This window comes from Streptomyces albus subsp. albus, assembly GCF_000719865.1.
GTDB lineage: Bacteria > Actinomycetota > Actinomycetes > Streptomycetales > Streptomycetaceae > Streptomyces > Streptomyces albus_E.
The window spans coordinates 67,137-90,558 of record NZ_JOID01000013.1; the positions used below are offsets into that span (position 1 = coordinate 67,137).

The window sequence follows — 23,422 nt, forward strand, 5'->3', positions numbered from 1 at the left end:
GCGGGGTGCGGTGGTTCCGTTCGGAAGGACGGGGACGGGGATGACAGGGACGGGACGGGGTGGGCGGGCGGGAGGGAGGGCGCGGAGCCCGGGGCCCGGGCGGCCGCGGCGCCGCCCGCTAGCCCGCGTGCGGTTCGGGGACCTCGCCCGGCCGGGCCAGGAAGTCGAAGTCGCAGCCGGTGTCGGCCTGCGTGATGTGCCGCTGGTAGAGCGCGCCGTAGCCGCGCCCGTACCGGGCGGGCGGCGGCCGCCACTCCTCCCGGCGGCGGGCGAGTTCGGCCTCGTCCACCTCCAGGCGCAGCAGCCGCGCCGGCACGTCGAGGGTGATGAGGTCGCCGGTGCGGACCAGGGCCAGCGGCCCGCCGGCGTGCGACTCGGGGGCGATGTGCAGCACGCAGGCGCCGTAACTGGTACCGCTCATCCGGGCGTCGGAGAGCCGCACCATGTCCTGCACCCCCTCCTTGAGCAGATACGCGGGGATCGGCAGCATCCCGTACTCGGGCATCCCGGGGCCGCCGAGCGGGCCGGAGCCGCGGAGTACGAGCACGCTGCCGGCGGTGATGCCGAGCGCCGGGTCGTCGATCCGGTCCTGCAGCTCCCGGTAGTTCTCGAACACGACGGCGGGGCCGGTGTGCCGCAGCAGCCGGGGATCGGCGGCGATGTGCTTGATCACGGCCCCGTCGGGGGCGAGATTGCCGCGCAGTACGGCGATGCCGCCCTCCGCCGCGAGCGGGCGGTCCGGCGGACGGATGACGTCGTCGTCGTGGACCAGCGCTCCGGCGATCTGCTCCCGCAGGGTGGGGTGGGCGGCGGTGGGCCGGTCGAGGTGGAGGTGCCCGGCCTCCGCGAGCCGCGCCAGCAGGCCCGGCAGCCCGCCCGCGTAGTGGAAGTCCTCCATCAGATACGCCCCGCCGGGGCGGAGGTTGGCGAGGACGGGCACCCGCTGGGCGATGGTGTCGAAATCGTCCGGGGTGAGCCGAACGCCCGAGCGGCCGGCCATCGCGATCAGATGGATCACCGCGTTGGTCGAGCCGCCGAGCGCCACGGCCGTCGCGATGCCGTCCTCGTACGCCTCGCGGGTCAGGATCTCCGGCAACCGCAGGTCCTGCCACACCAGTTCGACGGCGAGGCGGCCGGCGGCGGCGGCCATCCGGCTGTGCCCGGAGTCCACGGCGGGGATCGAGGAGGCACCGGGCACGGTGACCCCGAGGGCCTCGGCGACGGCCGTCATGGTGGAGGCCGTGCCCATGGTCATGCAGTGGCCGGGAGAGCGGGCCAGTCCGCACTCCAGTTCGCGTAGTTCGCGGTCGCCGATGAGCCCGGCGCGCTTGTCGTCCCAGTACTTCCACATGTCGGTGCCGGAGCCGAGGGTCTCGCCGCGCCAGTGGCCGCGCAGCATCGGCCCGGCCGGGACGAAGACGGCGGGCAGCCCGGCGGAGGCGGCGCCCATCAGCAGCGCCGGGGTGGTCTTGTCGCAGCCGCCCATGAGCACGGCGCCGTCCACCGGATAGGAGCGGAGCAGCTCCTCGGTCTCCATCGCCAGCAGATTCCGGTAGAGCATGGGCGTCGGCTTCTGGAAGGTCTCCGACAGCGTGGCCACCGGGAACTCCAGCGGGAAGCCGCCCGCCTGCCAGACGCCCCGCTTCACGGCCTCGGCCCGTTCGCGCAGATGCTGATGGCAGGGGTTGATGTCGCTCCAGGTGTTGAGGACCGCGACGACGGGCTTGCCCAGGTGCTCCTCGGGGAGGTAGCCGAGCTGCCGGGTGCGGGCCCGGTGGCTGAAGGCCCGCAGCCCGTCGGTGCCGTACCAGGCGTGGCTGCGCAACTCCTCCGGGGCGCGCACCCGTTCGCGCCGTGCGGCGCCGTCCGCGGCCGCGCCGGTGTTCCCGGGCCCGCTCGTCACAGGTCCCACCCCTTCAGCAGCGAGGCGACCCGGCCGCGTTCCGGCTCGGGCAGCGGCCGGCTGGGCGGCCGCACCTCGCGCCGGCACAGGCCGAGAACGGCCATCGCCTCCTTGACGACACTGACGTTGTTCGCCGACTGCCGCTCCGCGCGCAGCGCCTCGAACTCCCGTACCCGCTCCCAGACCGCCATGGCGGCCGCGTAGTCCCCGGCGCGCAGCGCCACCAGCATGGCCAGCGACAGCCGGGGCGCGACGTTGACCAGACCGGAGGTGAAACCGGTGGCCCCCACCGCCCAGTACGCAGGCGCGTACAGCTCGGCCAGCCCGGCGACCCAGGTGAACCGGTCCAGGCCCGCGTCCCGGGCGACCGCCGCGAACCGGGCCGCGTCCGGCACCGCGTACTTCACGCCCACCACATTGGGGCAGAGCTCGCCCAGCCGCGCGATGCGCTCCCCGTCCAGCCGCTCGCTGCGGATGTACGGGACGACGCCCAGCTCGGGCACCGCCTCCGCGATGGCGCGGTGGTAGTCGACCCAGCCGTCCTGCGAGACGTAGGGGTGCACCGGCTGATGGATCATCACCATCTCGGCCCCGCAGTCCCGGGCGTGCCGGGCGGCGCCGACGGCGGTGGGCACGTCGTGGCCGACCCCGGCCACGACGGTGGCCTGCCCTGCGGTCTCCGCCAGGGTCTCCTCGACGACGGTGCGCCGCTCCTCGGGCGTGAGGGCGTAGAACTCACCGGTGTTGCCGTTCGGGGTGACGGTGACGACTCCCCCGTCGAGCAGCCGGCGCAGCAGCGCGCGGTACGTGGCGCGTTCGACGCCGCCGTGCGCGTCGAACGGCGTCACCGGGATCGCCACGACCTCGGCGAGAGCCGTTTTCAGCCGTGCCTGGTCCATGCTGTCCGCCCTTTCCGTGCGCGGCGCGGGCCGCGGTCTGTGCTCCGGGCCGCCGGTTCGCGGGCGGCCGTCGCCTTGGATGGCGGCCCGCCGGGTGTCCTGCGCGGGGCCGTCGGTGCGGTGCTGTGCGGGGTGGTGCGGTGTTGTGCGGGTGCCGTCGCCCGGGCGCCGGAGCGGAGCAACCGGGTTCCGGTGCCATGCCGTTGGCCGGTACGGCCTTGGGTGCGGTGCTGCCGTGGTGCGGTGGTGCCGTGGTGCGGTGGTGCCGTGGTGCGTGCCGGAGTGGTGCGGTGCGCGGTCAGGGGGCGGTGGGCCGCTCCTGCGCCGCCGGGTCCGGTACGGCCCGGTCCGGTGCGGCCAGGTCCGGTGCGGCGTCCGGAAAGGCCCGCCGCACGAAGGAGCCGATGTGCTCGTGGAGCAGCCGGGCCGCGCCGTCCGCGTCCCCCGCGAGCGCCGTCCGCAGGATCTCCCGGTGCTCGCGCGCCTCCCGTTCCCAGGACGGCACCGACGCCCAGGCGACCGCCGAGACCAGGGCCGCCTGGTCGCGCAGGTCGTCGAGCATCCGGGCCAGCAGCGGATTGCCGCACGGAAGGTACAGCGCCCGGTGGAAGTCCCGGTTGGCCAGGCTCCGGTCGGCCCGGTCGGAGGAGTGGTCGGCCCGCTCCAGCGCCTCCCGGGCCGCTTCCAGCGACGCCTCCCGGGCGACCGAGCGGCGCAGCGCCTCCGGCTCCAGCAGCAGCCGGACGTCGTACACCTCACGGGCCATGGCGGCGTCCACGGTCCGCACGGTGACGCCCTTGTACTGGTTCATGACGACGAGCCCGGAGCCCGCGAGCGTCTTCAGGGCCTCCCGGACCGGGGTCTTGGAGACCCCGAACCGCTGCGCCAGCTCCGTCTCCACCAGCGGCTGGCCGGGACTCAGTCGGCCGGTGAGGATGCCGTGCTTGATCGCTTCCAGCACCACCTGGGTGCGGGAGGGGATCGGGGCCGGGGTGGCGGGGAGCGGACCGGGCACAGTGACCATGAAAGGCTCTCAGATCTCGCGTATCGCGTCTGATATATGACGTACGAGGGGCGACGCGATGAAGCTAGGGCCGCGCCGCCGTCCCGTCAATGCCCCGCACACGAAGAGATGTCCGCGAGGGCGGGGGTACGGGGGCGACCACGGCGGCGAGACGGCGGGAAGACGATGCCGCGCCAACCGGCCCGTCCCGCCCTCCCGTTCAGCCGAGGACCGCCCGGACCTGCGCGAGGTCGGCGTCGGAGGCCAGCCCGGCGTGGTAGAGCCGGAGTTCGTCCGCGCCCAGCTCCGCCGCGTGGGCCGCGTCCGCCGCCAGCGTCGCCGGGCTGCCGCCCATGCCGGAGACGACCGTGAAGTTCGCCGCCAGGACGGCCCCTTCGGGACGCACCAGGGCGAACGGCTCCAGAACGGCGGCCCGTTCCGCCCCTCCCCCCGCACCGCCCGGGCAGGGCAGCACGGCGCCGTCCGCCACGTCCAGCAGTTCCTCCGGGTCGGCGCCGGCGTTGGCCCCGCACCGGTGCCAGGCCGGGTCGGCGTGCAGCAGCACCCGGAAGCCCGGCCGCGCGACCCGCCGCACGGCCGCGACCGCCGCCCGCCGGAGCCCGTCCGCGACACCCCGGCGCCAGCGGCGCGTCCCGTCCGCCAGCTCCTCGCCGAGCAGCTTCTCCACCGCCGCCCACTCCGCTCCCCGGTCCCCCGCCGGTCCCGTCTCCGGTGCGGGCTGCCCGCGCCACAGCGGCTCCAGGGCCGTCACCACCGCGGCCCGCAGCCGCTCCGGATCGGCGCCCGTCGCGGCGTACCCCTCCTCGCACACCTCGCAGAAGCAGAGCGACATCAGGTACTGCCCGGCGCCGCCGAGCGCGACCCCGGCCGTCTTGTCGTGCGCGTGCAGATGGGCCAGGCCGTACCAGCCGCAGGACTCCAGTTCGGTGCCGCGCGCGCCCGGCCGTGCGGCGGCCTCGGCGGCCAGCGCCACGGCGTACTCCCGCACCTCGGGCCGGGCGATACAGGGCGCCCACGGGTACCGGTCGCCGTAGGCGTTGCGCACGGAGGTCTCCGGATGCTCCTCGCCCAGCCGGGAGTTGTGCGCCAGGACCACCCAGCTGTGCACCTCCAGCCCCGCCCCCGCCAGCGCCTCCGCCGCCTCCCCGAACGGATCGCGGCCCTCCGTCCACCGCTGCTCGTACGGCCGCAGCGCGCTCCCCGCCCAGCGGGCCGGGTCGGGCGGGTAGAGCACCGCCGCGTGCCGGGCCGTGACGACGCGGTGCCGGGGGTGGCGCGGCGTCAGGGCGCGGGTGGAGTGGTACGCCGAGGCCAGCGTCACCTGACGCACCCCCAGCCGGGCCACCCGGACCGGGGCGTACGGATCACCCACCACGTCCCAGGGGTAGAGAAAGGCCGAGGCTCGCATGTCGTCTCCTCACCGGCCCGCCGGCCGCCGGCCGGTGGACCCCTCCGCGGAAGCGGTCACGCTAGGACGGCCCCCGGAAGCGGTCAAGAGAGCCACCACAGGGGGATGACAGCGCTTACTACCCGATGGCAGAGTCTTCCCCGGAGATCGTGAACAGGCTCCGCCGCGCACGGCTGCGCACCGCGTCCGCCCCGAACCGGCCCCCGGCCCACCGGCCGCCGCCCTCCCGAGGAGACACCGCCATGCCCGCAGACCGCACCATCCTGCTCACCGGCGCCGCCGGCGGCCTCGGCACCCTGATGCGCGAACTGCTGCCCCCGTACGGCTACACCCTCCGGCTGCTCGACCGCGTCCCCGTGCCGGACGCCCCCGAGGGCACCGTCTCGGTCACGGCCGACCTCGCCGACCGCGAGGCCCTGCGGGAAGCCGTCCGCGGTGTCGACGCGATCGTCCATCTCGCCGGGATCTCCCTCGAATCGACCTTCGAGAAGATCCTCGACTCCAACATCCGCGGCACCTACCACCTCTACGAGGCCGCCCGCGAGGAGGGCGTGCGCCGCGTGGTCTTCGCCTCCAGCAACCACGCCGTCGGCTTCCTCCCCCGCCCCGCCGGCGAGGGCGCCCCGCCGCTGCCCGTGGGGGCGCCGCACCGGCCCGACACCTTCTACGGCCTCTCCAAGTGCTTCGGCGAGGACCTGGCCTCCCTCTACTGGGACAAGCACGGCATCGAGACCGTCTCCGTCCGCATCGGCTCCTGCTTCCCCGAGCCCACCACGGTGCGGATGCTCTCGGTCTGGCTGAGCCCGCCCGACGCCGCCCGGCTGCTGCACGCGGCGCTCACCGCCGAGGGCGTCGGCCACACCGTCGTCTACGGCAGCTCCGCCAACACCCGCCTGTGGTGGGACCTCTCCTCGGCCCGGGCGCTGGGCTACGAACCGCGGGACGACTCCGAGCCGTTCGCGGCGAAGCTCATCGCCGAGCAGGGCGAACTCGACCCGGCCAATCCCGACCACGCCCACCTGGGCGGCCACTTCTGCACCAACCCGCCCCTCTGGCCGCACTGACCGCCCGGCCCCGGGGCGGGCGGGGCCCCGGGGCGGGGGCCCCGGGCCGGGGACCTCAGGCCAGGGGGCCGGAACCCGCGTTCCGCGAGGCGGCGCAGACGGCCGCGAGATATTCGTCCACGGGCTGGACGCGGCCGGAGAGGGCTTCCCCGGCGGCGCGCCAGTGGATCGCGGAGATCTCCTCGTTCGGGGTGAACGGGCGGGGCACCGCGGTCAGTCCGGTGTAGACGGCCCCGTACACCAGGCGCCGGCGGCGCCCCAGGGTGTAGAGCCCGTAGCCGGTGAAGCGGAGCTCGTCGGCGATCTGGCCGGACTCCTCGGCCAGTTCGCGGACCGCCGCCTCGCGCGGGCTCTCCCCGGGGTCGATGCCGCCGCCGGGCAGCTCCCAGGTGGCGCGGTCCCGCTCGTAGACCATCAGCAGCCGGTCCCCGTGCCACAGCGCCACGAGGGACAGGCCGATGTCGGCATCGCGGAAGCGGGTGTCCTCGGGGACCCGGTGGAAGGAGTGCAGGATCAGGCCGCGGCCATCGCTGACCAGGCGTTCCTTCGGTGTTCGTCTCATCCCTGGACTCTACGGCCGGAATCGTTCCGTCCACAGGCCGATCCGGACCGGGCCGCCGGGACGGGCGGGCGGGCACGGCCGGACGGGGAGCACTCTCCCGCCGGACGGGTAGGTAATGGAACCGTAAAGCCGGGCCGCTCGTTACCCCGGCATGACCGCTATGACCCCCGGCTCGAACATCCCTCTCTCCGTCCCCCGTGTGGCGGTGGACGTCACCGCACCGGCGCGGCTCGACGTATCGGGACTGCTCCTGACCGCCGACGGCAAAGTCCGCTCCGACGACGACTTCGTCTTCTACAACCAGCCCAGCGGCCCCGGTGTCACCCACCGCGGCGGTGGCGGCGCCGCGCCCGACACGATCACCGTGGACACCGGCGCCGTACCGGCCGGCATCGACAAGGTGGTGGTGACGGCGAGTCTCGACGCCCCGGGGGCGACGTTCGCCGGCACGGAGCCGACGGCCACGGTCCGCAACGCCGACGACGGCGCGGTGCTCGCCACGTTCACGCCGCCGCGCCTCGGCGCGGAGACGGCCCTCGTGGTGGTCGAGGTGTACCGCAGGGGCGGTGCCTGGAAGGTGCGGGCGGTCGGGCAGGGATACGCCAACGGCCTGGCGGGCATCGCCACCGACTTCGGCGTGAGCGTGGAGGAGCCCGCCGCCCCGGCCGCACAGCCGGCTCCCCCGCCGGCCGCCGCCACGACTCCCTCGGCCCCGGCGGCGCCCGCGCAGCCCGCGCCCGCGATGCCGGCCGCACCCCCGGCCCCGGCGCCCGCCGCTCCCGGGGCCGGGAAGATCAACCTGGACAAGGGCCGGGTCAGCCTGCGGAAGAACGAGACCGTCTCCCTCGTGAAGGGCGGGCGCCCGCTGCTGACCTCCGTGCGCATGGGCCTCGGCTGGGAGCCGGCCTACCGGGGCAAGGACATCGACCTCGACGCCTCCGTGATCGCCTACGGCCCGGACCGCAAGAAGATCGACGCCTGCTACTTCGGCAAGCTCACCATCCTGAACGGCGTCATCCAGCACTCCGGCGACAACCTCACCGGCGAGGGCGGCGGTGACGACGAAGTGATCACCGTGCACCTGGGCGATGTGCCCCCGCAGGTCACGGGGCTGGTGTTCACGGTCAACTCCTTCTCCGGGCAGAAGTTCACCGAGGTCTCCAAGGCGTACTGCCGGCTGCTGGACGGGGCGGGCCAGGAACTGGTGCGCTTCGACCTGACCGGGGCCGAGCCGCGCACGGGCGTGATGATGTGCAAGCTCATCCGGCAGTTCTCGGGCGAGTGGGAGATGACGGCGATGGGCGAGTACGTCGACTCCCGCACGGTCCGCGGCATGGTCAAGCCGGGCGGCAAGGCGCTGTGAACCCCCGTGCGGCGGGCGGCTGTTGACGCCGCCCGCCGTCCGGACGGTCGGCGGGTGACCGGACGCCCGGCCCGTGCCCGGAGCGGGCGCGGGACCGCAGCGAAGCCCCGGGCGGGGCCGGACGTCCGGGGCTCGGGGCCCGGACACCGGGACGGACCCGGACCGCAGCGGCCGGCCCGGCCGGCATCGGCCCGGAGGCAGAGCCGGGCCGCGCCCCCCGAGGGCATGGGCCGGGTGCCCAGGCGTCCCCGGCCCAGGGGTTGACCGAGGCGGAGGCCCCGATCCCGCGGGACGGCGGCGGTCCCGGTGCTGCCCGCACCAGTCCGCGGCGGAGCCGGGCAGTACCGGGGTCGGAGGCCTCGGGCCGGGCATGCATCGCCCCGGGCCCGGGGCGTCACCCTAGGCCGAAGGCCACAGGCGTCAGCGGGGCTGGCGGCGCCAGGGGCCCGTGATGGCGAGCATGATGCCGGGCTCCTGGATGTTGGCGTACAGCGTCCTGCCGTCGGGCGAGAAGACGACGCCCGTGAACTCGCTGAACTCCGGCTCCTCCGCGGTGCCGATGTTCACCTCATTGCGGGCGATCGGGTAGGTCCGGCCGCTCTCCGTGGCGCCGAAGAGGTGCTGGATTCCCTCGCCGTCCTCCGCGATGATCAGCCCGCCGTACGGGGAGACGGTGATGTTGTCGGGCCCGTCGAAGGCGCCGTCCTCGAAGGGCCGGTCGTTGACGCCGAGGATCACCTTGAGGGTCAGGGTGCGGCGCCGGGGGTCGTAGAACCAGACCTGGCCGTCGTGCGGCCGGCCCGGGCTCTCCTCGCGCGCGTAGGAGGAGACGAAGTACGCCCCGCCATCGGCCCACCACATGCCTTCCAGCTTGCGGCCCCGGGTGACGCTCCCGTCCGTGAACTGCTTGCGCACCGGGACCTTCCGGGCGTCGCGGTCGGGCACGTCCACCCAGTCGACGCCGTAGACGGTGCCGGCCCGGGTGGCCCGGGAGAGGTCGTCGACGAAACGGCCGCCGGAGTCGAAGCACTTGGGGGCCTGTAGGACGCCCGCGTCGTCGGCGAGCGTGCGGAGCCGGCCGCGGCCGTGCTCGAAGCCCTTCGGGGGGACCCAGCGGTAGAAGAGGCCGTTCGGCTCGTCGTCGTCCTCCGTCAGGTACATGTGCCCGCGCCGGGGGTCGACGACGACGGCCTCGTGGTCGTAGCGGCCCAGGGCCTTGATCGGCTTCGGGTCCCGGTTGGCGCGCCGGTCGAGGGGATCGACCTCGAAGACATAGCCGTGGTCCTTGGTCATCCCGTTCTCACCGGCCCGGTCGGAGCTCTCCTCGCAGGTCAGCCAGGTGTTCCAAGGGGTGCGCCCGCCGGAGCAGTTGTCGGAGGTGCCGGCGATACCGACCCACTGGGCCACCTCGCCGCCGCGGCGGACCTCGACGACGGTGCAGCCGCCCGGGGCCGCGGGGTCGTAGACCAGCCCGTCGGCGAGCGGAACGGGGTGCTCGGTCTCCTCGCGCGGGCCGTCGATCTCGTGGTTGACGACGAGCAGGGTCGCGCCGCGCGGGCCGGCGAAGGCGGCGGTGCCGTCGTGGTTCGCGGGGGTGGGCTCGCCGGACTCCAACTCGGTGACGCCGGTGCGGGAGATGACGCGGTACGAGAAGCCCTCGGGCAGCGCGACGATGCCCTCGGAGTCGTCCCGGAGCGGCCCATAGCCGACGGCGTGCGGGGAGTGCCGGTCCGCGCCGGCGGCCCCGTCCGCCCCGGACTCCTCGCCCCGGCCGCCGATACCGATGGCGTCGGGCGCGCCGGCCAGCACGCCGACACTGCCGGCGAGCACCACGCCCGCACCGGTGTAGGCGGACCCTCTCGCGAAATCCCTGCGGGTGAGCGGCATCTTCATCTCCTGCGTCGCCGGACGATCCCCTGCGCTACGCCCACCACGGTGCCCGGCGCCGCCGAACGGCGGTTGAACACCGCCCGACGGCCGTTCGTCCATTGGGCGATCCGGCGATCCGGCGGCCCGGAGTCCGGAAGACGGGGCTGCGCCGTTTCCCCGCGGGTCTCCCGCGCCCTGGGCGCGCACCGGACCCTGCCCGAGAACGGCCTCCCGGACCGGTCGAGCCACGGGCCGTTCCATCGGGGGCCGAGGGCGAAGGCCCCGCACGTCGGCGGCGGGGGCGGGACCCACCTCCGCTGCTCCGGAGGCAACGCCCGGACGGGGAGCGGAACTTACCCCGTGCGCTCGCCCGGTGCCGGCCGCGGCGGCCCACCGGCCCCGCCGCTCGCCGCGCATCAGGGCCCGGCCGTCACCGCCCCGGGGACCGGCGATCCCCAGGCCTCCCCGACCGGGTGCGAGGTGGCAGCGGGGAGCATCCCCGACACGGCGGGCTGACGTCCACGGCTCCCCCGGTACGGGAAGCCGGCTCAACGCCCCCGCGAGCGCGCCTTGTACGCCGCCTGGCGGGCCGCCTTCGCCACCGCGCGGTCGGGGTGCAGCCGCCCCATCGCCTCCAGGACCTCCCCGGTCGCCGGGTGGTCCACCCGCCAGGCCGTGTCGAAGAAGGCGCCGTGCCGCCCGACCAGCCCGAGGACCAGATCCTCCAGCTCGGCGGAGTCGCCGTCCGCGCCGAGCTGTGCGGCGAGGGTGTCGACGGTCAGCCAGAAGACCATCTCCTCCGAGGGTTCCGGCACTCCGGTCGCCCCGTGCTCCGCCAGCCAGACCCGGGCGAGGCCGCCGAGGTGCCGGTCGTCCAGCACCTCGCGCAGCGCGGGCTCGGCCTCCCGGCCGATCAGGGCCAGCGCCTGCTGGCAGCCGAGCCGGCGCAGCGGCGCGGCCGGGTCGTCGCCCCGGCCCGCGGCGAGGAGTTCGCGAGCGGCGGCGACGGGGTCGCGCCGGAGCAGCCACTCCTCGACCTCGGCCCGGGCCGCGGGCTCCGGGTACCCGGTGACCGTGTCCAGCAGGGTTGCCGCGTCCTTCCCGGCGAGGTCCCCGGTGAGCGGCGCGGCGATGCCCGCGTCGAGGAGACGGGCCCGCACCCCGTGGGCGCCGAGTGCGGTCAGCCGGACCATGCCGTAGCGGGCGGCGGCATCGTCCGCCACGGCGGGCGCGGGGTGCTCCACGCCGGGCGCACCGGCGGCGTCCGTCGCGGCCGCGGTGCCCGTGCCGTCTGCTGCGCCCGTCCCGGTCGCGGTGCCCGTGCCGTCCGCCGGTTCGCCGGCCCCGGCCCCCGCCCCGTTCCCGTCCAGCTCGTCGATGAGGCGGGCGTCGACGGGCCGGTACTCGACGAGCCCGAGGGGTTCCAGCAGCCCGAAGCGGTGGTCCAGCCGCATGACCTCCTCCGACACCTCCTCCAGTACGGCGTCGGTGGGTTCCGTCATGCCCTCGGGCACGACGACCGTGGCGGCGAGCGCGGGCAGCGGTACGAAGCTCCGCCCGGGATCGCCGAGGCCGCCGCCTTCCAGGGCGGTGAGGGCGTAGAGGGCGGCGAGGACGCGGTCGAGGGTGTCGGCGGTCCCGCCGGAGGGGTGGCCGGGTCCGACACCGGCGCCGGCCTCGGACCCGTTCGGGGCGGCCGCGCCCGCGGATGCGGATGCCCCCGCCCCGGCGGTCGCGGTGCCGGTCCCGGTGCCGTTCGCGGCGGGCGCGGGGTGACCGGCGCCTGTGGGCGTCGCCGCCTCGGCGGGCCCGGTTCCGCTCCACGTCGCGCGCTCCGCCCCGTTCCCCGTTCCGCCCTCCGCCTCCGCGAGGACGGTCTCCAGTCCGCTCCGCCAGAGCTCCAGGATCTCGCGCGGGCTGCCGCCGGTGACCCGGGCGGCCTTCTCGCCGGGGACGGCCTGACGGCCCGCCGGGCCCGTCCGCCCCGCGCCGGCCGGTGTCCCGGCTTCCGCGCCGCCCTCCCCGGTGGTCCGCAGCAGGCCGGTGGCGGCCGCGAGCCGCCATGCCGCCCGGGTGGCCGCGAGCCCGTCCGGATCACCGTCGAGTCCCAACCCCCCGGTCAACCGCAGCAGTTCGGCGCGCTCCGGCTGCCCGTCCGCTTCCGTCGGCACCCCGTCCCCCAGCCGGCGGGCGAGCCGTACGGCGCGCGCGAGGAGGGGTGCCGTCAGTGCCTGGCGCGCGAGTTCGGCCTCGGAGGGCAGCCGGAGCGGCGGCATGACGGAACGGTCTCCGGGCATGGGCGACTTCTCCTCGAAATGCTGGGGTCCGCACCGCCCGCGTCGGGCGCGCCGCACAAAGCCTAGACCGATATGAGCGCTTCCGGTCCGGTTCACCGCGGCGTCCGCCCGTGTACACCGGCGGTCCCTTGACAACGGGGGTCCGCACGCCGGAGATTGACGCGCGTAGAAACAGTGCGGGTGCCGAACTCTCGTTCCCCGCCTCCCATCAGGCGGCGCGGATCCCGCCCGTCCCGCGCACGACCGCCGGGCGGCGGGCCCCTGCCCGTCCGACCTCACCCTCCGGAGAACCGATGGACCCGATAGCCCCGTCCGCCGCCGCCCGCCCGCTCCGCAGAACCGCCGCCCTGGGCACGGTGGCCGCCACCGCGCTCGCGGCCGGGCTGCTGGCCGCGCCGCAGCAGGCCGAGGCGGCGCAGCCGCGCATCCACGACATCCAGGGGAGCACCCGGCTCTCCCCGTACGACGGCGAGCGGGTCACCGACGTCCCCGGCGTCGTCACCGCGGTCCGCGCCTTCGGCTCCGCGCGCGGCTTCTGGGTGCAGGACCCGCGGCCGGACCGCGATCCGGCCACCAGCGAGGGCGTCTTCGTCTTCACCGGCTCGAAGACCCCTGCCGTCGCGGTGGGCGACGCGGTGCTGCTCTCCGGCACCGTCGGCGAGTACTACCCGGGCGGGAAGGACCGTGGGCTCCAGTCCGTCACCCAGATATCCGGTGCCAGCTGGACGGTGGAATCGTCCGGCAACGACCTCCCGGCCGCCTTCCGGCTCAACGGCGCCTCGGTGCCGAACCGTTACGCCCCCGAGGCGCCCGGCGGCGGCAGCATCGAGCAGCTCCCGCTCCGTCCGCACCGCTACGCGCTGGACCGCTACGAGGCGCTGGAGGGCATGCGCGTCCAGGTCTCCGACGCCGGGGTGGTCGGCCCGTCCAGCCGCCACAACGAGCTGTGGGTGACGGCCGATCCGCGCGAGAACCCCACCGCACGCGGCGGCACGCTCTACGCCTCGTACCGCGACCAGAACGGCGCCCGCGTGAAGGTCGCCTCCCTCATCCCGTTCGCCGAACGGCCGTTCCCCCAGGCCGATGTCGGCGACCGCCTCACCGGCACCACCGCCGGACCGCTGGACTACGACCAGTTCGGCGGCTACGAGCTCCAGGCCACCGAGCTCGGCGCGCTGGAGGACAACGGCCCGGAGCGGGAGCGGACCCGGCCGCAGCGGGCGGACGAGCTGTCCGTCGCCACGTACAACGTGGAGAACCTCTCCCCGAAGAACCCGGACGAGAAGTTCACCCGGCTCGCCGAGGCCCTGGTGGACCACCTCGCCTCCCCCGACATCGTCGCCCTGGAGGAGGTCCAGGACGACAACGGCCCGACGAACGACGCGGTGGTGAGTGCCGACGCGACGCTGCGGAAGCTGACCGAGGCCATCGCCGCCGCGGGCGGGCCCGCCTACGAGTGGCGCCAGATCAACCCGGCCGACGACGAGGACGGCGGCCAGCCGGGCGGCAACATCCGGGTGGCCTTCCTCTACAACCCCGAGCGGGTCTCCTTCCCCGACGTCCCGGGCGGCGACGCGGCCACGTCCGCCGTCCCGCTGCGCGGCGCGGACGGCGAGGTCGGCCTCTCCGCCAACCCGGGCCGGATCCGCCCGGAGAACGCCGCCTGGGAGGACAGCCGCAAGCCCCTCGCGGCCGAGTTCCGCTTCCGCGGCGAGCCGGTCTTCGTCGTCGCCAACCACTTCGCCAGCAAGGGCGGCGACCAGGCGCTCGACGGCCGCTTCCAGCCCCCGGTCCGCTCCTCGGAGACCCAGCGCATCGCCCAGGCGAAACTGGTCGGCGGCTGGGTCAAGTCGCTGCTGGAGCTGGACCGCAAGGCGAAGGTCGTGGTCGCCGGCGACATCAACGACTTCAACTTCTCGCCGACCGTGGAAGCCCTCACCGACCGGGGCCGGACGCTCACCGACCTGGTGGACCGCCTGCCCCGCGACGAGCGCTACGGCTACGTCTACAACGGCAACTCCCAGGTGCTGGACCACATGCTCACCAGCCGCGCGGTCCGCCACGCGGACTACGACATCGTCCACATCAACGCGGAGTTCGCCGACCAGGCGAGCGACCACGACCCCCAGGTCCTCCGCTTCCGCCCCTGACACAACGGCGCTCCGGGTCACCGCCCTTCGGCGGCGGTGACCCGGGGCGGCGCCGCGGTGCGGGGTCTTGCCGACGGCGGTCGCAGCGATCAACGTACGATCCCGTCTCATGGCCATGGACACGGAGCAGAACGGCAGACAGGACACGGTCGAGCTGGTCTACCGGCCGACGCGGGCCGACATCCTCGCGGGCATCCGGCTCCGGGAGCGGCGCCGCCACCTCCACCTCCTTCGCTGGGGTCTCACCGGACTGTTCGGGGCCGCCGCCGTGCAGGCGGTGGCCGCACGGGACGGCTCCGCGGTGTCGTTCGTGACCGCCGCCTTCTGCGCCGCCCTGATCTGGTCGATCCCCCGCCTCCAGGCACACCACGTGTTCCGCCTCGTGTCCTGGCAGGGCGAGTACCGCACGTCCGTGAGCGAGACGTCGATCAGGACCGGGACCGCGCACGCGACGCTCGAACAGCGCTGGTCGGTCTTCCGCGGTTACCGCGAGATCCGTGATCACGTGGTGCTGCTCAGCCGCGACCCCAACATCCTGCTCGTCGAGGTACTGCCCAAGCGCGGGCTGTCCCCGGAGGACGCGGAGCGGTTGCGCGCTCTCCTGAGCCGCCATCTGCCCCGCGTCTGAGGACCGCCGCCCTCAGCCGCCGCGTCCGCCGAGCACACGAGCGCCCTCCGGGGCGGCCCTTCTCGGCCGCCGGAGGGCGCTCGGCGACAACCCACACCGTCAACTGCCGGTCGCCGCAGCGGCAATCGGGGACTGAGGCGGCCGTCGCTCAGTCGTTGCTGTGCAGGGCCGCGTTGAGGCCGCCCCAGGAGCCGGTGCGCTGGAGGGCCTCGACCTTGCCGGTGGTGGAGTTGCGGCGGAAGAGGAGGTTGTGGGCGCCGGAGAGCTCCACGGCCTTGACGACGCCGCCGTCGGGGAGGCTGACGCGGGTGCCCGCGGTGACGTAGAGGCCGGCCTCCACGACGCAGTCGTCGCCGAGGGCGATGCCGATACCGGCCTCGGCGCCGAGCAGGCAGCGCTCGCCGATGGAGATGACCTGCTTGCCGCCGCCGGAGAGCGTGCCCATGATCGAGGCGCCGCCGCCGATGTCGGAGCCGTCGCCGACGACCACACCGGCGCTGATGCGGCCCTCGACCATGGAGTGGCCCAGCGTGCCGGCGTTGAAGTTGACGAAGCCCTCGTGCATCACGGTGGTACCGGTGGCGAGGTGGGCGCCGAGCCGCACGCGGTCGGCGTCGGCGATCCGGACGCCCGCCGGGGCCACGTAGTCGGTCATGCGGGGGAACTTGTCGACGCTGGTGACGGCGAGGTGCAGCCCTTCGGCGCGGGCCGCGAGGCGGACCTTCTCGACCTGGTCGACGGGGACCGGGCCGAGGCTCGTCCAGGCGACGTTGGCCAGCAGGCCGAAGATGCCGTCGAGGTTCTGGCCGTGCGGCTTCACCAGACGGTGGCTGAGCAGGTGCAGCCGGAGGTAGGCGTCGTGGGCGTCGGCCGGCTTGTCGTCCAGCGAGGCGATGACGGTGCGGACGGCGATGACCTCCACGCCGCGGCGGGGGTCGGGGCCCAGCGCCTGGGGCGCGGACTCGCCGAGCAGTTCGGCGGCGCGCTCGGGGCTCAGCCGCTCCGTCCCGGCCGGGCCGGGCTCGGCAATGAGCTCGGGGGCGGGGAACCAGGTGTCGAGGACGGTGCCGTCGGCGGCGAGGGTGGCGAGCCCGGCGGCGGCCGCGCCGGTCTTACGGGTGGTGGCTGCATCGGTCATGGCCAAACGCTAACCGGTCCCGCTCCGCCCCCGCGAACCGGTCTCAGCGCCCGGTCACCGCGCCGGTGTGCGGTGACCCGGTGCCCGGGTGTCCGGGTGTCCCTGCGGAACCCGCCCGGTCCCGGACCGTGGACAGCAAGGCGGTCCCGCCCCGCCCGGGCGGGAGTCCGGCCGGACACGCCTCCGCCCCGCGCCGGAAACCCGGGCGGGGCGGAGGACGGTGCCGGGGGCGCGGCCGGGCGGCCCGGGCGGGACGGGGCCCGCGCCGGGCCGGGGCCGGGCCCCGCCGGAGGTCAGACGTTGAAGCCCAGGGCGCGGAGCTGCTCGCGGCCCTCGTCGGTGATCTTGTCGGGACCCCACGGCGGCATCCAGACCCAGTTGATCCGCAGCTCGTTGACGATCCCGTCGGTGGCCGACTTCGCCTGGTCCTCGATGACGTCGGTCAGCGGGCAGGCCGCGGACGTCAGCGTCATGTCGATGGTGGCGATGTTGGAGTCGTCGACGTGGATGCCGTAGATCAGGCCGAGGTTGACGACGTCGATGCCCAGCTCGGGGTCGACGACGTCGTAGAGGGCCTCGCGGACCTCCTCCTCGCTCGCGGGCTTGGTGGTCTGTGCGGTCTCGGTCATGCCGACTCCTTCGCTGAATCGTCGCCCAGTGCCTGCGCCGTGGCGTCCTTCCAGGCCATCCAGGACAGCAGGGCGCACTTCACGCGCGCCGGGTACTTCGAGACGCCGGCGAACGCGACCGCGTCCTCCAGCACCTCCTCCATCGCGTCGTCGGGCTCCAGCCTGCCCTTGGACTGCATCAGCTCCAGGAAGGTCTCCTGGATCCTCCGCGCCTCGGCGAGCTCCTTGCCGACCAGCAGTTCGTTGAGCACCGAGGCGCTGGCCTGGCTGATGGAGCAGCCCTGGCCGTCGTAGCTGACGTCCTCGATGGTCTCGCCGTCGAGCCGTACGCGCAGGGTGATCTCGTCCCCGCACGTCGGGTTGACGTGGTGCACCTCGGCGTCACCCTCGCGCAGACCACGCCCGTGGGGGTGCTTGTAGTGGTCCAGGATGACGTCCTGGTACATGGAATCCAGCTTCACAGCAGTCAGCCCTCGTCGTCCGTCAGTCCGTCAGCCGAAGAAGTTCCGTACGTGCTCCAGGCCGTCGACCAGGGCGTCGACCTCGGCCGGGGTGGAGTACAGATAGAACGATGCTCGCGTGGTCGCGGGAATTCCGTACCGCAGGCAGACGGGCCGCGCGCAGTGGTGGCCGACCCGGACGGCGATGCCCTGCTCGTCCAGGACCTGGCCCACGTCGTGCGGGTGGATGTCACCGAGCGTGAAGGAGATCGCCGCGCCGCGGTCCTCGGCCGTCACCGGGCCGATGATCCGCAGGTCCGGGACCTCCCGGAGCCGGCGGACGGCGTACTCGGTGATGGTGTGCTCATGGGCCGCGATCTTGTCCATGCCGATCGAGGTGAGGTAGTCCACGGCCGCGCCGAGGCCGACGGCCTGCGCGATCGGGGGCGTGCCCGCCTCGAACTTGTGCGGCGCGGGAGCATAGGTCGAGTGGTGCATCGACACCGTCTCGATCATTTCCCCGCCGCCCAGGAACGGCGGCAGGTCCTCCAGCAGCTCCTGCCGGCCCCAGAGGACGCCGATGCCGGTCGGGCCGCACATCTTGTGGCCGGTGAAGGCCACGAAGTCGGCCTGGAGCGCCTGCACGTCCAGCGGCATGTGCGGGGCGGCCTGGGAGGCGTCGATGACGGTGAGCGCGCCGACGTCCTGGGCCCGGCGGATGATCTGCTCCACCGGGTTGACGGTGCCCATGATGTTGGAGACCAGGGTGAACGAGACGACCTTGGTCTTCTCGGTGATGATCCGGTCGATCTCCGACAGGTCGAGCCGGCCGTCGTCGGTGAGGCCGAACCACTTCAGCTTCGCGCCGGTGCGCTGCGCGAGCAGCTGCCACGGAACGATGTTGGAGTGGTGCTCCATCTCCGTTATGACGATCTCGGTGTCGCTGTCCACGCGGTAGGGCTCGTCGGCCCAGCCCAGCATGTTGGCGACGAGGTTGAGCGACTCCGAGGCGTTCTTGGTGAAGATCACTTCGTCGCGGCTCGGGGCGTTGACGAACGCGGCGACCTTGTCACGGGCGCCCTCGTACAGCGCCGTGGCCTCCTCCGCGAGCACGTGCACACCGCGGTGCACGTTGGCGTTGTGGCGCTCGTAGTACGCGTTCAGCGCGTCGAGGACCTGGCGCGGCTTCTGCGAGGTGGCCGCGTTGTCCAGGTACACGATCTTCTTCCCGTCGTGGACCGTGCGGTCCAGGAGGGGGAAGTCCTTGCGGATCGCCTCCACGTCGTACGACGACGCCGTGAGGAGGCCCGGCAGCTGTGTCACTCGGCTCAGGCCTCCTTCGTGTAGGCCTCGTAGCCCTCGGCCTCGAGCTTGTCGGCCAGCTCGGGACCGCCGGACTCGACGATCCTGCCCTTGGCGAAGACGTGCACGTGGTCGGGCTTGATGTACCGCAGGATGCGGGTGTAATGCGTGATCAGCAGGGTGCCGGTCTCGCCGCTCTCGCGGACGCGGTTGACGCCCTCGGAGACGGTGCGCAGCGCGTCCACGTCCAGACCGGAGTCGGTCTCGTCGAGGATCGCGACCTTCGGCTTGAGCAGCTCCAGCTGGAGGATCTCGTGGCGCTTCTTCTCACCGCCGGAGAAGCCCTCGTTGACGTTGCGCTCGGCGAAGGCCGGGTCCATGTTCAGCCGCTCCATGGCTCCCTTGACCTCCTTCACCCAGGTGCGCAGCTTGGGGGCCTCGCCGCGGATGGCGGTGGCGGAGGTGCGGAGGAAGTTGGAGACGGAGACGCCGGGGACCTCGACCGGGTACTGCATGGCGAGGAAGAGGCCGGCGCGGGCCCGCTCGTCGACGGACATCTCCAGGACGTTCTCGCCGTCGAGGGTGACGGTGCCGCCGGTGACGGTGTACTTGGGGTGACCCGCGAGGGAGTAGGCGAGGGTGGACTTGCCGGAGCCGTTCGGGCCCATGATGGCGTGCGTCTCGCCCTGCTTCACGGTCAGATCGACCCCGGACAGGATCTCCTTCGTGCCGTTCTCGACCTCGACGGAGACGTGCAGGTCGTGGATTTCAAGCGTTGCCATGGATGCCTCAGGACTCCTGGGTGACGGAGACGAGCACAGCCGCTTCGGGGCCGTCTCCTTCGATCTTTACGGGGTATACGGGGACGGGGCGGGTGGCGGGCGGGCCGGAGGGCTTGCCGGTGCGCAGGTCGAACCGCGAGCCGTGCAGCCAGCACTCGATCTGGCAGTCCTCGACCTCGCCCTCGGAGAGCGAGACGTTCGCGTGCGAGCAGATGTCGTGGATCGCGTACACCTCTCCCTCGGTCCGGACGACCGAGACGGGGGTGCCGCCGATCTCCACCCGCCTGGGGGTGTCCTCCTCCAGCTCGGACAGCCCGCAGACCCGGACGAACTCGGTACCGGTGCCGGCGGCCATCAGACGGACGCCTCCAGCTCCGCGTCGATCTTCTCCAGCAGCCGTTCCTGCAGCTCGGGGAGGTTGATCTGCTGGACCAGCTCGGCGAAGAAGCCGCGGACGACCAGCCGGCGGGCCTCGTCGGCGGGGATGCCGCGGGCCATCAGGTAGAACAGCTGCTCGTCCTCGAAGCGGCCGGTGGCCGAGGCGTGGCCGGCGCCGACGATCTCACCGGTCTCGATCTCCAGGTTGGGGACCGAGTCCACCCGGGCGCCGTCGGTGAGGACGAGGTTCCGGTTGAGTTCGTAGGTGTCGGTGCCCTCGGCGGCCGCGCGGATGAGGACGTCGCCGATCCAGACGGCGTGCGCGTTCTCGCCCTGCAGCGCGCCCTTGTAGACGACGTTGCTGCGGCAGTGCGGGATGGCGTGGTCGACGAAGAGCCGGTGCTCCTGGTGCTGGCCGTTGTCCGTGAAGTACAGGCCGTAGAGCTCCGCCTCGCCGCCCGGGGCCGCGTAGTTGATCCGCGGGTGGAGCCGGACCAGGTCGCCGCCGAAGGTGACGATCACGGACTTGAAGGTGGCGTCGCGGCCGACCAGCGCGGTGTGCTGGCCGGCGTGGACGGCCTTGCCGCCCCAGTCCTGGACGGACACGGCGGTGAGCTTGGCGCCGTCCCCGAGGATGTACTCGACGTTGCCGCCGAAGGTGGCGTCACCGGTGTGGTCAAGGACGACGACCGCCTCGGCGAAGGCGCCGACCTCGATCACGTGGTGGGCGTAGGCGGTGCCGCCCTGCCCGTGCACGGAGATCCGCACCGGCTCGGAGAGCACGGTCTCCTTCGGGATGGTGACGACCGTGGCCTTCTCGAAGGAGCTGTACGCCTGGGCGGCGACCCGGTCGACGGGCTTGCCGGCCCGGCCGAGCCGGGAGTCGTCCCGCCCCACCCGTTCCTGGGTGGCCTCGGCGGGGGTGAAGACCTCGTAGCGGACGCCGCCGTCGTCCACGGCCGTGCCGTCGTGCAGTCCGCGGAGGCGCTCCAGCGGGGTGAACCGCCACTCCTCCTCGCGGCCGTGCGGCACGGGGAAGTCCGCCACGTCATAGGAGGCGGGCGCGCTCACCCGGGCGTCGGCGGGATGGTCACCGCCCACCTGAATGGCACCTTCCGTGGTGCTGCCCACCGGGATGTTGTCAGCCATGGCTAGTCGTACTGCTCGCTTTCTGCCTGATTGTGATCGCTCAAGGTCTGTGGGGCGGCCGCCGCCCCGTGTCGGACGGACACGGGGGCGGCGGGCCCGGGGAGGCGCCGGCCCGTCAGCCGACGGAGCCCTCCATCTGCAGTTCGATCAGCCGGTTCAGCTCCAGCGCGTACTCCATGGGCAGCTCGCGCGCGATCGGCTCGACGAAGCCGCGCACGATCATCGCCATGGCCTCGTCCTCGGAGAGACCGCGGCTCATCAGGTAGAAGAGCTGGTCCTCGCTGACCTTGGAGACCGTCGCCTCGTGGCCCATGGACACGTCGTCCTCGCGGACGTCCACGTAGGGGTAGGTGTCCGAGCGGGAGATGGTGTCCACCAGCAGGGCGTCGCAGAGCACGTTGGACTTGGAGCCCGCGGCGCCCTCGCCGATCTCGATCAGGCCGCGGTAGGAGGTCCGGCCGCCGCCCCGCGCCACCGACTTGGAGACGATGTTCGAGGAGGTGTTGGGGGCCATGTGGACCATCTTGGCGCCCGCGTCCTGGTGCTGGCCCTCGCCGGAGAAGGCGATGGACAGCGTCTCGCCCTTGGCGTGCTCGCCCATGAGGTAGACGGCCGGGTACTTCATCGTGACCTTGGAGCCGATGTTGCCGTCGACCCACTCCATGGTCGCGCCCTCGTAGGCCACGGCGCGCTTGGTGACCAGGTTGTAGACGTTGTTCGACCAGTTCTGGATCGTCGTGTAGCGGCAGCGGGCGCCCTTCTTCACGATGATCTCGACGACGGCGCTGTGCAGCGAGTCCGACTTGTAGATCGGCGCGGTGCAGCCCTCGACGTAGTGGACGTAGGCGTCCTCGTCGACGATGATCAGCGTCCGCTCGAACTGGCCCATGTTCTCGGTGTTGATCCGGAAGTAGGCCTGGAGCGGGATCTCCACGTGCACGCCCTTCGGCACGTAGATGAAGGAGCCGCCGGACCACACGGCCGTGTTGAGCGCGGCGAACTTGTTGTCACCGGCCGGGATGACCGTGCCGAAGTACTCCTGGAAGAGCTCCGGGTGCTCCTTGAGCGCCGTGTCGGTGTCCAGGAAGAGGACGCCCTGCTCCTCCAGGTCCTCGCGGATCTGGTGGTACACGACCTCGGACTCGTACTGGGCGGCGACACCGGCGACGAGGCGCTGCTTCTCGGCCTCCGGGATGCCCAGCCGGTCGTAGGTGTTCTTGATGTCCTCGGGCAGGTCCTCCCAGCTGGTGGCCTGCTTCTCGGTGGAGCGGACGAAGTACTTGATGTTGTCGAAGTCGATGCCGCTGAGGTCGGAGCCCCAGGTGGGCATGGGCTTCTTGCCGAACAGCCGCAGGCCCTTGAGCCGCAGCTTCAGCATCCACTCCGGCTCGTTCTTCTTCGCCGAGATGTCGCGGACGACCTCCTCGGACAGTCCGCGCTTGGCCGCCGCGCCGGCGGCGTCGGGGTCGGACCAGCCGTATTCGTAGGTGCCCAGACCCTCGAGTTCGGGGTGGGCGGTCTCCGTGGGGAGCGTCATGCGGGGTTCCTCCCGGCCGTGCTTGCGGATGCTGTGGTGGTCCTGGTGGTGGTGCGGTGCGGGCGGCCCGGGCCGCCGGCGGCCGTTCGGGCGCGCGGGGCGCCGCCCTTGCCGCGGCCGCTCTCCGCCCCGTCCGCGGCGCCGCCCGGGGGAGCGCCGCCCTTGGGTACGAAGGTGGTGCAGACCCCGTCGCCGTGGGCGATCGTGGCCAGCCGCTGCACATGTGTGCCGAGCAGATCCGAGAAGACCTCGGTCTCCACCTCGCAGAGCTGCGGGAACCGCTCGGCGACATGGGCGACCGGGCAGTGGTGCTGGCAGAGCTGCTCGCCGACCGGTGCGCTGCGCGCAGCGGCAGCGTACCCGTCCGCGGTCAGCGCCCTGGCCAGGGCCTCGGTGCGCTGCTCGGGCGCCACGCCCTCGATGGCCTTGCGGTACCCGGCGGCCTGTGCGGCCAGCCGGGCGCGGGCGAAGGCCGTGACCGCGGCCTCGCCCTTCTCGCCTCCGCCCGCCTGCTGCGCGATCCAGCGGAGCGCGTCGGCGGCGAGGGAGTCGTAGGCCTGGTCGAAGGCGTCCCGGCCGTCGTCGGTGAGCGCGAAGGCCTTCGCGGGCCGGCCGCGGCCGCGCGAGCCGTAGACCCGCCGGTCGCGGGGCTCGACGAGGCCCTCGGCGAGGAGGGTGTCGAGATGCCGCCGGACGGCCGCCTGGGTCAGTGCCAGCCGCCCGGCGAGTTCGGCGGCGGTCGAGGGGCCGTGGTCGAGGATGGAGCGCGCGACCCGGTTGCGGGTGGAGCGCGGCTCGTCGTGCGCGGGCAGGGGCGACGGGGCGGTCGCCGGGACCGCCGCTGCCTTCCGCTCTTCGCTCACGTTTTTCACAACGCCATTGTTGCGTAATTCCTCCGCC

20 protein-coding genes are annotated in these 23,422 nt (G+C 73.5%); 4 read left to right on the forward strand and 16 right to left on the reverse strand.

The features are described 5' to 3' along the window. Positions 1–118: 118 nt before the first annotated feature. The 4 genes from araD to IF83_RS0114655 form a co-directional block, all read right to left on the reverse strand. Positions 119–1,843: an L-arabinonate dehydratase gene (gene araD, locus IF83_RS0114640; RefSeq protein ID WP_030544603.1), complete on the reverse strand. Its 1,725-nt coding sequence runs from the start codon at positions 1,841–1,843 to the stop codon at positions 119–121. Positions 1,844–1,899: 56 nt separating this feature from the next. Then, positions 1,900–2,802, reverse strand: coding sequence for a dihydrodipicolinate synthase family protein (locus IF83_RS0114645; RefSeq protein WP_030544604.1), 903 nt, complete (start codon positions 2,800–2,802; stop codon positions 1,900–1,902). Between the two features lie 298 nt (positions 2,803–3,100). After that, on the reverse strand, positions 3,101–3,826 hold the full coding sequence (locus tag IF83_RS0114650; RefSeq protein WP_078843486.1) for a GntR family transcriptional regulator: 726 nt from the start codon (positions 3,824–3,826) through the stop codon (positions 3,101–3,103). Positions 3,827–4,025: 199 nt separating this feature from the next. Further along, positions 4,026–5,234 (reverse strand): hypothetical protein, encoded by a 1,209-nt coding sequence (locus IF83_RS0114655; RefSeq protein ID WP_030544606.1) that lies wholly within the window; start codon positions 5,232–5,234, stop codon positions 4,026–4,028. Between the two features lie 242 nt (positions 5,235–5,476). On the opposite strand from IF83_RS0114655, the gene IF83_RS0114660 reads away from it, so the two are divergent. Then, positions 5,477–6,298, forward strand: a complete 822-nt coding sequence (locus tag IF83_RS0114660; protein WP_030544607.1) for an NAD-dependent epimerase/dehydratase family protein — start codon at positions 5,477–5,479, stop codon at positions 6,296–6,298. 55 nt (positions 6,299–6,353) lie between these two features. Here the strand turns inward: IF83_RS0114660 and IF83_RS31215 are convergent, their stop codons facing one another. Further along, positions 6,354–6,860, reverse strand: coding sequence for an NUDIX hydrolase (locus tag IF83_RS31215; protein WP_051722776.1), 507 nt, complete (start codon positions 6,858–6,860; stop codon positions 6,354–6,356). A gap of 151 nt (positions 6,861–7,011) precedes the next feature. On the opposite strand from IF83_RS31215, the gene IF83_RS0114670 reads away from it, so the two are divergent. Then, positions 7,012–8,223: a TerD family protein gene (locus tag IF83_RS0114670; RefSeq protein WP_208605880.1), complete on the forward strand. Its 1,212-nt coding sequence runs from the start codon at positions 7,012–7,014 to the stop codon at positions 8,221–8,223. Positions 8,224–8,643: 420 nt separating this feature from the next. On the opposite strand, the gene IF83_RS0114675 is transcribed toward IF83_RS0114670, so the two are convergent. Both IF83_RS0114675 and IF83_RS0114685 read right to left on the reverse strand, forming a co-directional pair. After that, complete coding sequence (locus tag IF83_RS0114675) at positions 8,644–10,110, reverse strand: alkaline phosphatase PhoX (protein WP_030544610.1); 1,467 nt, start codon at positions 10,108–10,110, stop codon at positions 8,644–8,646. Between the two features lie 530 nt (positions 10,111–10,640). Then, complete coding sequence (locus IF83_RS0114685) at positions 10,641–12,389, reverse strand: hypothetical protein (RefSeq protein ID WP_030544611.1); 1,749 nt, start codon at positions 12,387–12,389, stop codon at positions 10,641–10,643. A 293-nt stretch (positions 12,390–12,682) separates the two neighbouring features. On the opposite strand from IF83_RS0114685, the gene IF83_RS0114690 reads away from it, so the two are divergent. Together IF83_RS0114690 and IF83_RS0114695 are read left to right on the forward strand one after the other, a co-directional pair. Further along, a complete protein-coding gene (locus IF83_RS0114690) occupies positions 12,683–14,539 on the forward strand; it encodes an endonuclease/exonuclease/phosphatase family protein (RefSeq protein ID WP_030544612.1) in 1,857 nt (618 codons plus the stop codon). 109 nt (positions 14,540–14,648) lie between these two features. After that, positions 14,649–15,167, forward strand: a complete 519-nt coding sequence (locus IF83_RS0114695; RefSeq protein ID WP_030544613.1) for a YcxB family protein — start codon at positions 14,649–14,651, stop codon at positions 15,165–15,167. Positions 15,168–15,315: 148 nt separating this feature from the next. Here the strand turns inward: IF83_RS0114695 and dapD are convergent, their stop codons facing one another. The 9 genes from dapD to IF83_RS0114740 form a co-directional block, all read right to left on the reverse strand. After that, positions 15,316–16,305: a 2,3,4,5-tetrahydropyridine-2,6-dicarboxylate N-succinyltransferase gene (dapD, locus tag IF83_RS0114700; protein ID WP_030544614.1), complete on the reverse strand. Its 990-nt coding sequence runs from the start codon at positions 16,303–16,305 to the stop codon at positions 15,316–15,318. 293 nt (positions 16,306–16,598) lie between these two features. Continuing rightward, positions 16,599–16,934: a metal-sulfur cluster assembly factor gene (locus IF83_RS0114705; RefSeq protein ID WP_019709591.1), complete on the reverse strand. Its 336-nt coding sequence runs from the start codon at positions 16,932–16,934 to the stop codon at positions 16,599–16,601. Next, positions 16,931–17,395 carry a Fe-S cluster assembly sulfur transfer protein SufU gene (gene sufU / locus IF83_RS0114710; RefSeq protein WP_030544615.1) on the reverse strand — a complete coding sequence of 155 codons (465 nt, stop codon included), beginning with the start codon at positions 17,393–17,395 and terminating at the stop codon, positions 16,931–16,933. The genes IF83_RS0114705 and sufU overlap by 4 nt, the downstream gene beginning before the upstream one ends. A 30-nt stretch (positions 17,396–17,425) precedes the next feature. Next, on the reverse strand, positions 17,426–18,697 hold the full coding sequence (locus tag IF83_RS0114715; protein ID WP_030544616.1) for a cysteine desulfurase: 1,272 nt from the start codon (positions 18,695–18,697) through the stop codon (positions 17,426–17,428). Between the two features lie 5 nt (positions 18,698–18,702). Then, on the reverse strand, positions 18,703–19,458 hold the full coding sequence (gene sufC, locus IF83_RS0114720) for a Fe-S cluster assembly ATPase SufC (protein ID WP_030544617.1): 756 nt from the start codon (positions 19,456–19,458) through the stop codon (positions 18,703–18,705). Positions 19,459–19,465: 7 nt separating this feature from the next. Then, positions 19,466–19,813 carry a non-heme iron oxygenase ferredoxin subunit gene (locus tag IF83_RS0114725; RefSeq protein ID WP_030544618.1) on the reverse strand — a complete coding sequence of 116 codons (348 nt, stop codon included), beginning with the start codon at positions 19,811–19,813 and terminating at the stop codon, positions 19,466–19,468. Further along, positions 19,813–20,985, reverse strand: a complete 1,173-nt coding sequence (gene sufD, locus IF83_RS0114730) for a Fe-S cluster assembly protein SufD (RefSeq protein WP_030544619.1) — start codon at positions 20,983–20,985, stop codon at positions 19,813–19,815. The genes IF83_RS0114725 and sufD overlap by 1 nt, the downstream gene beginning before the upstream one ends. A 115-nt stretch (positions 20,986–21,100) precedes the next feature. Then, entirely contained in the window at positions 21,101–22,522 is a 1,422-nt protein-coding gene (gene sufB, locus IF83_RS0114735; RefSeq protein ID WP_030544620.1) for a Fe-S cluster assembly protein SufB, read from the reverse strand. Then, positions 22,519–23,394, reverse strand: a complete 876-nt coding sequence (locus IF83_RS0114740) for a helix-turn-helix transcriptional regulator (protein WP_030544621.1) — start codon at positions 23,392–23,394, stop codon at positions 22,519–22,521. Before IF83_RS0114740 ends, sufB begins: the two co-directional genes overlap by 4 nt. Positions 23,395–23,422 lie beyond the last annotated feature (28 nt).

What these genes read in the sequence shown, in the direction of transcription:
- IF83_RS0114645 (WP_030544604.1), bottom strand. Translation starts at nt 2,802, where the DNA reads ATGGACCAGGCACGGCTGAAAACGGCTCTCGCCGAGGTCGTGGCGATC.
- IF83_RS0114650 (WP_078843486.1), bottom strand. Translation starts at nt 3,826, where the DNA reads ATGGTCACTGTGCCCGGTCCGCTCCCCGCCACCCCGGCCCCGATCCCC.
- IF83_RS0114655 (WP_030544606.1), bottom strand. Translation starts at nt 5,234, where the DNA reads ATGCGAGCCTCGGCCTTTCTCTACCCCTGGGACGTGGTGGGTGATCCG.
- IF83_RS0114660 (WP_030544607.1), top strand. Translation starts at nt 5,477, where the DNA reads ATGCCCGCAGACCGCACCATCCTGCTCACCGGCGCCGCCGGCGGCCTC.
- IF83_RS31215 (WP_051722776.1), bottom strand. Translation starts at nt 6,860, where the DNA reads ATGAGACGAACACCGAAGGAACGCCTGGTCAGCGATGGCCGCGGCCTG.
- IF83_RS0114670 (WP_208605880.1), top strand. Translation starts at nt 7,012, where the DNA reads ATGACCGCTATGACCCCCGGCTCGAACATCCCTCTCTCCGTCCCCCGT.
- IF83_RS0114675 (WP_030544610.1), bottom strand. Translation starts at nt 10,110, where the DNA reads ATGCCGCTCACCCGCAGGGATTTCGCGAGAGGGTCCGCCTACACCGGT.
- IF83_RS0114685 (WP_030544611.1), bottom strand. Translation starts at nt 12,389, where the DNA reads ATGCCCGGAGACCGTTCCGTCATGCCGCCGCTCCGGCTGCCCTCCGAG.
- IF83_RS0114690 (WP_030544612.1), top strand. Translation starts at nt 12,683, where the DNA reads ATGGACCCGATAGCCCCGTCCGCCGCCGCCCGCCCGCTCCGCAGAACC.
- IF83_RS0114695 (WP_030544613.1), top strand. Translation starts at nt 14,649, where the DNA reads ATGGCCATGGACACGGAGCAGAACGGCAGACAGGACACGGTCGAGCTG.
- dapD (WP_030544614.1), bottom strand. Translation starts at nt 16,305, where the DNA reads ATGACCGATGCAGCCACCACCCGTAAGACCGGCGCGGCCGCCGCCGGG.
- IF83_RS0114705 (WP_019709591.1), bottom strand. Translation starts at nt 16,934, where the DNA reads ATGACCGAGACCGCACAGACCACCAAGCCCGCGAGCGAGGAGGAGGTC.
- sufC (WP_030544617.1), bottom strand. Translation starts at nt 19,458, where the DNA reads ATGGCAACGCTTGAAATCCACGACCTGCACGTCTCCGTCGAGGTCGAG.
- IF83_RS0114725 (WP_030544618.1), bottom strand. Translation starts at nt 19,813, where the DNA reads ATGGCCGCCGGCACCGGTACCGAGTTCGTCCGGGTCTGCGGGCTGTCC.
- sufD (WP_030544619.1), bottom strand. Translation starts at nt 20,985, where the DNA reads ATGGCTGACAACATCCCGGTGGGCAGCACCACGGAAGGTGCCATTCAG.
- sufB (WP_030544620.1), bottom strand. Translation starts at nt 22,522, where the DNA reads ATGACGCTCCCCACGGAGACCGCCCACCCCGAACTCGAGGGTCTGGGC.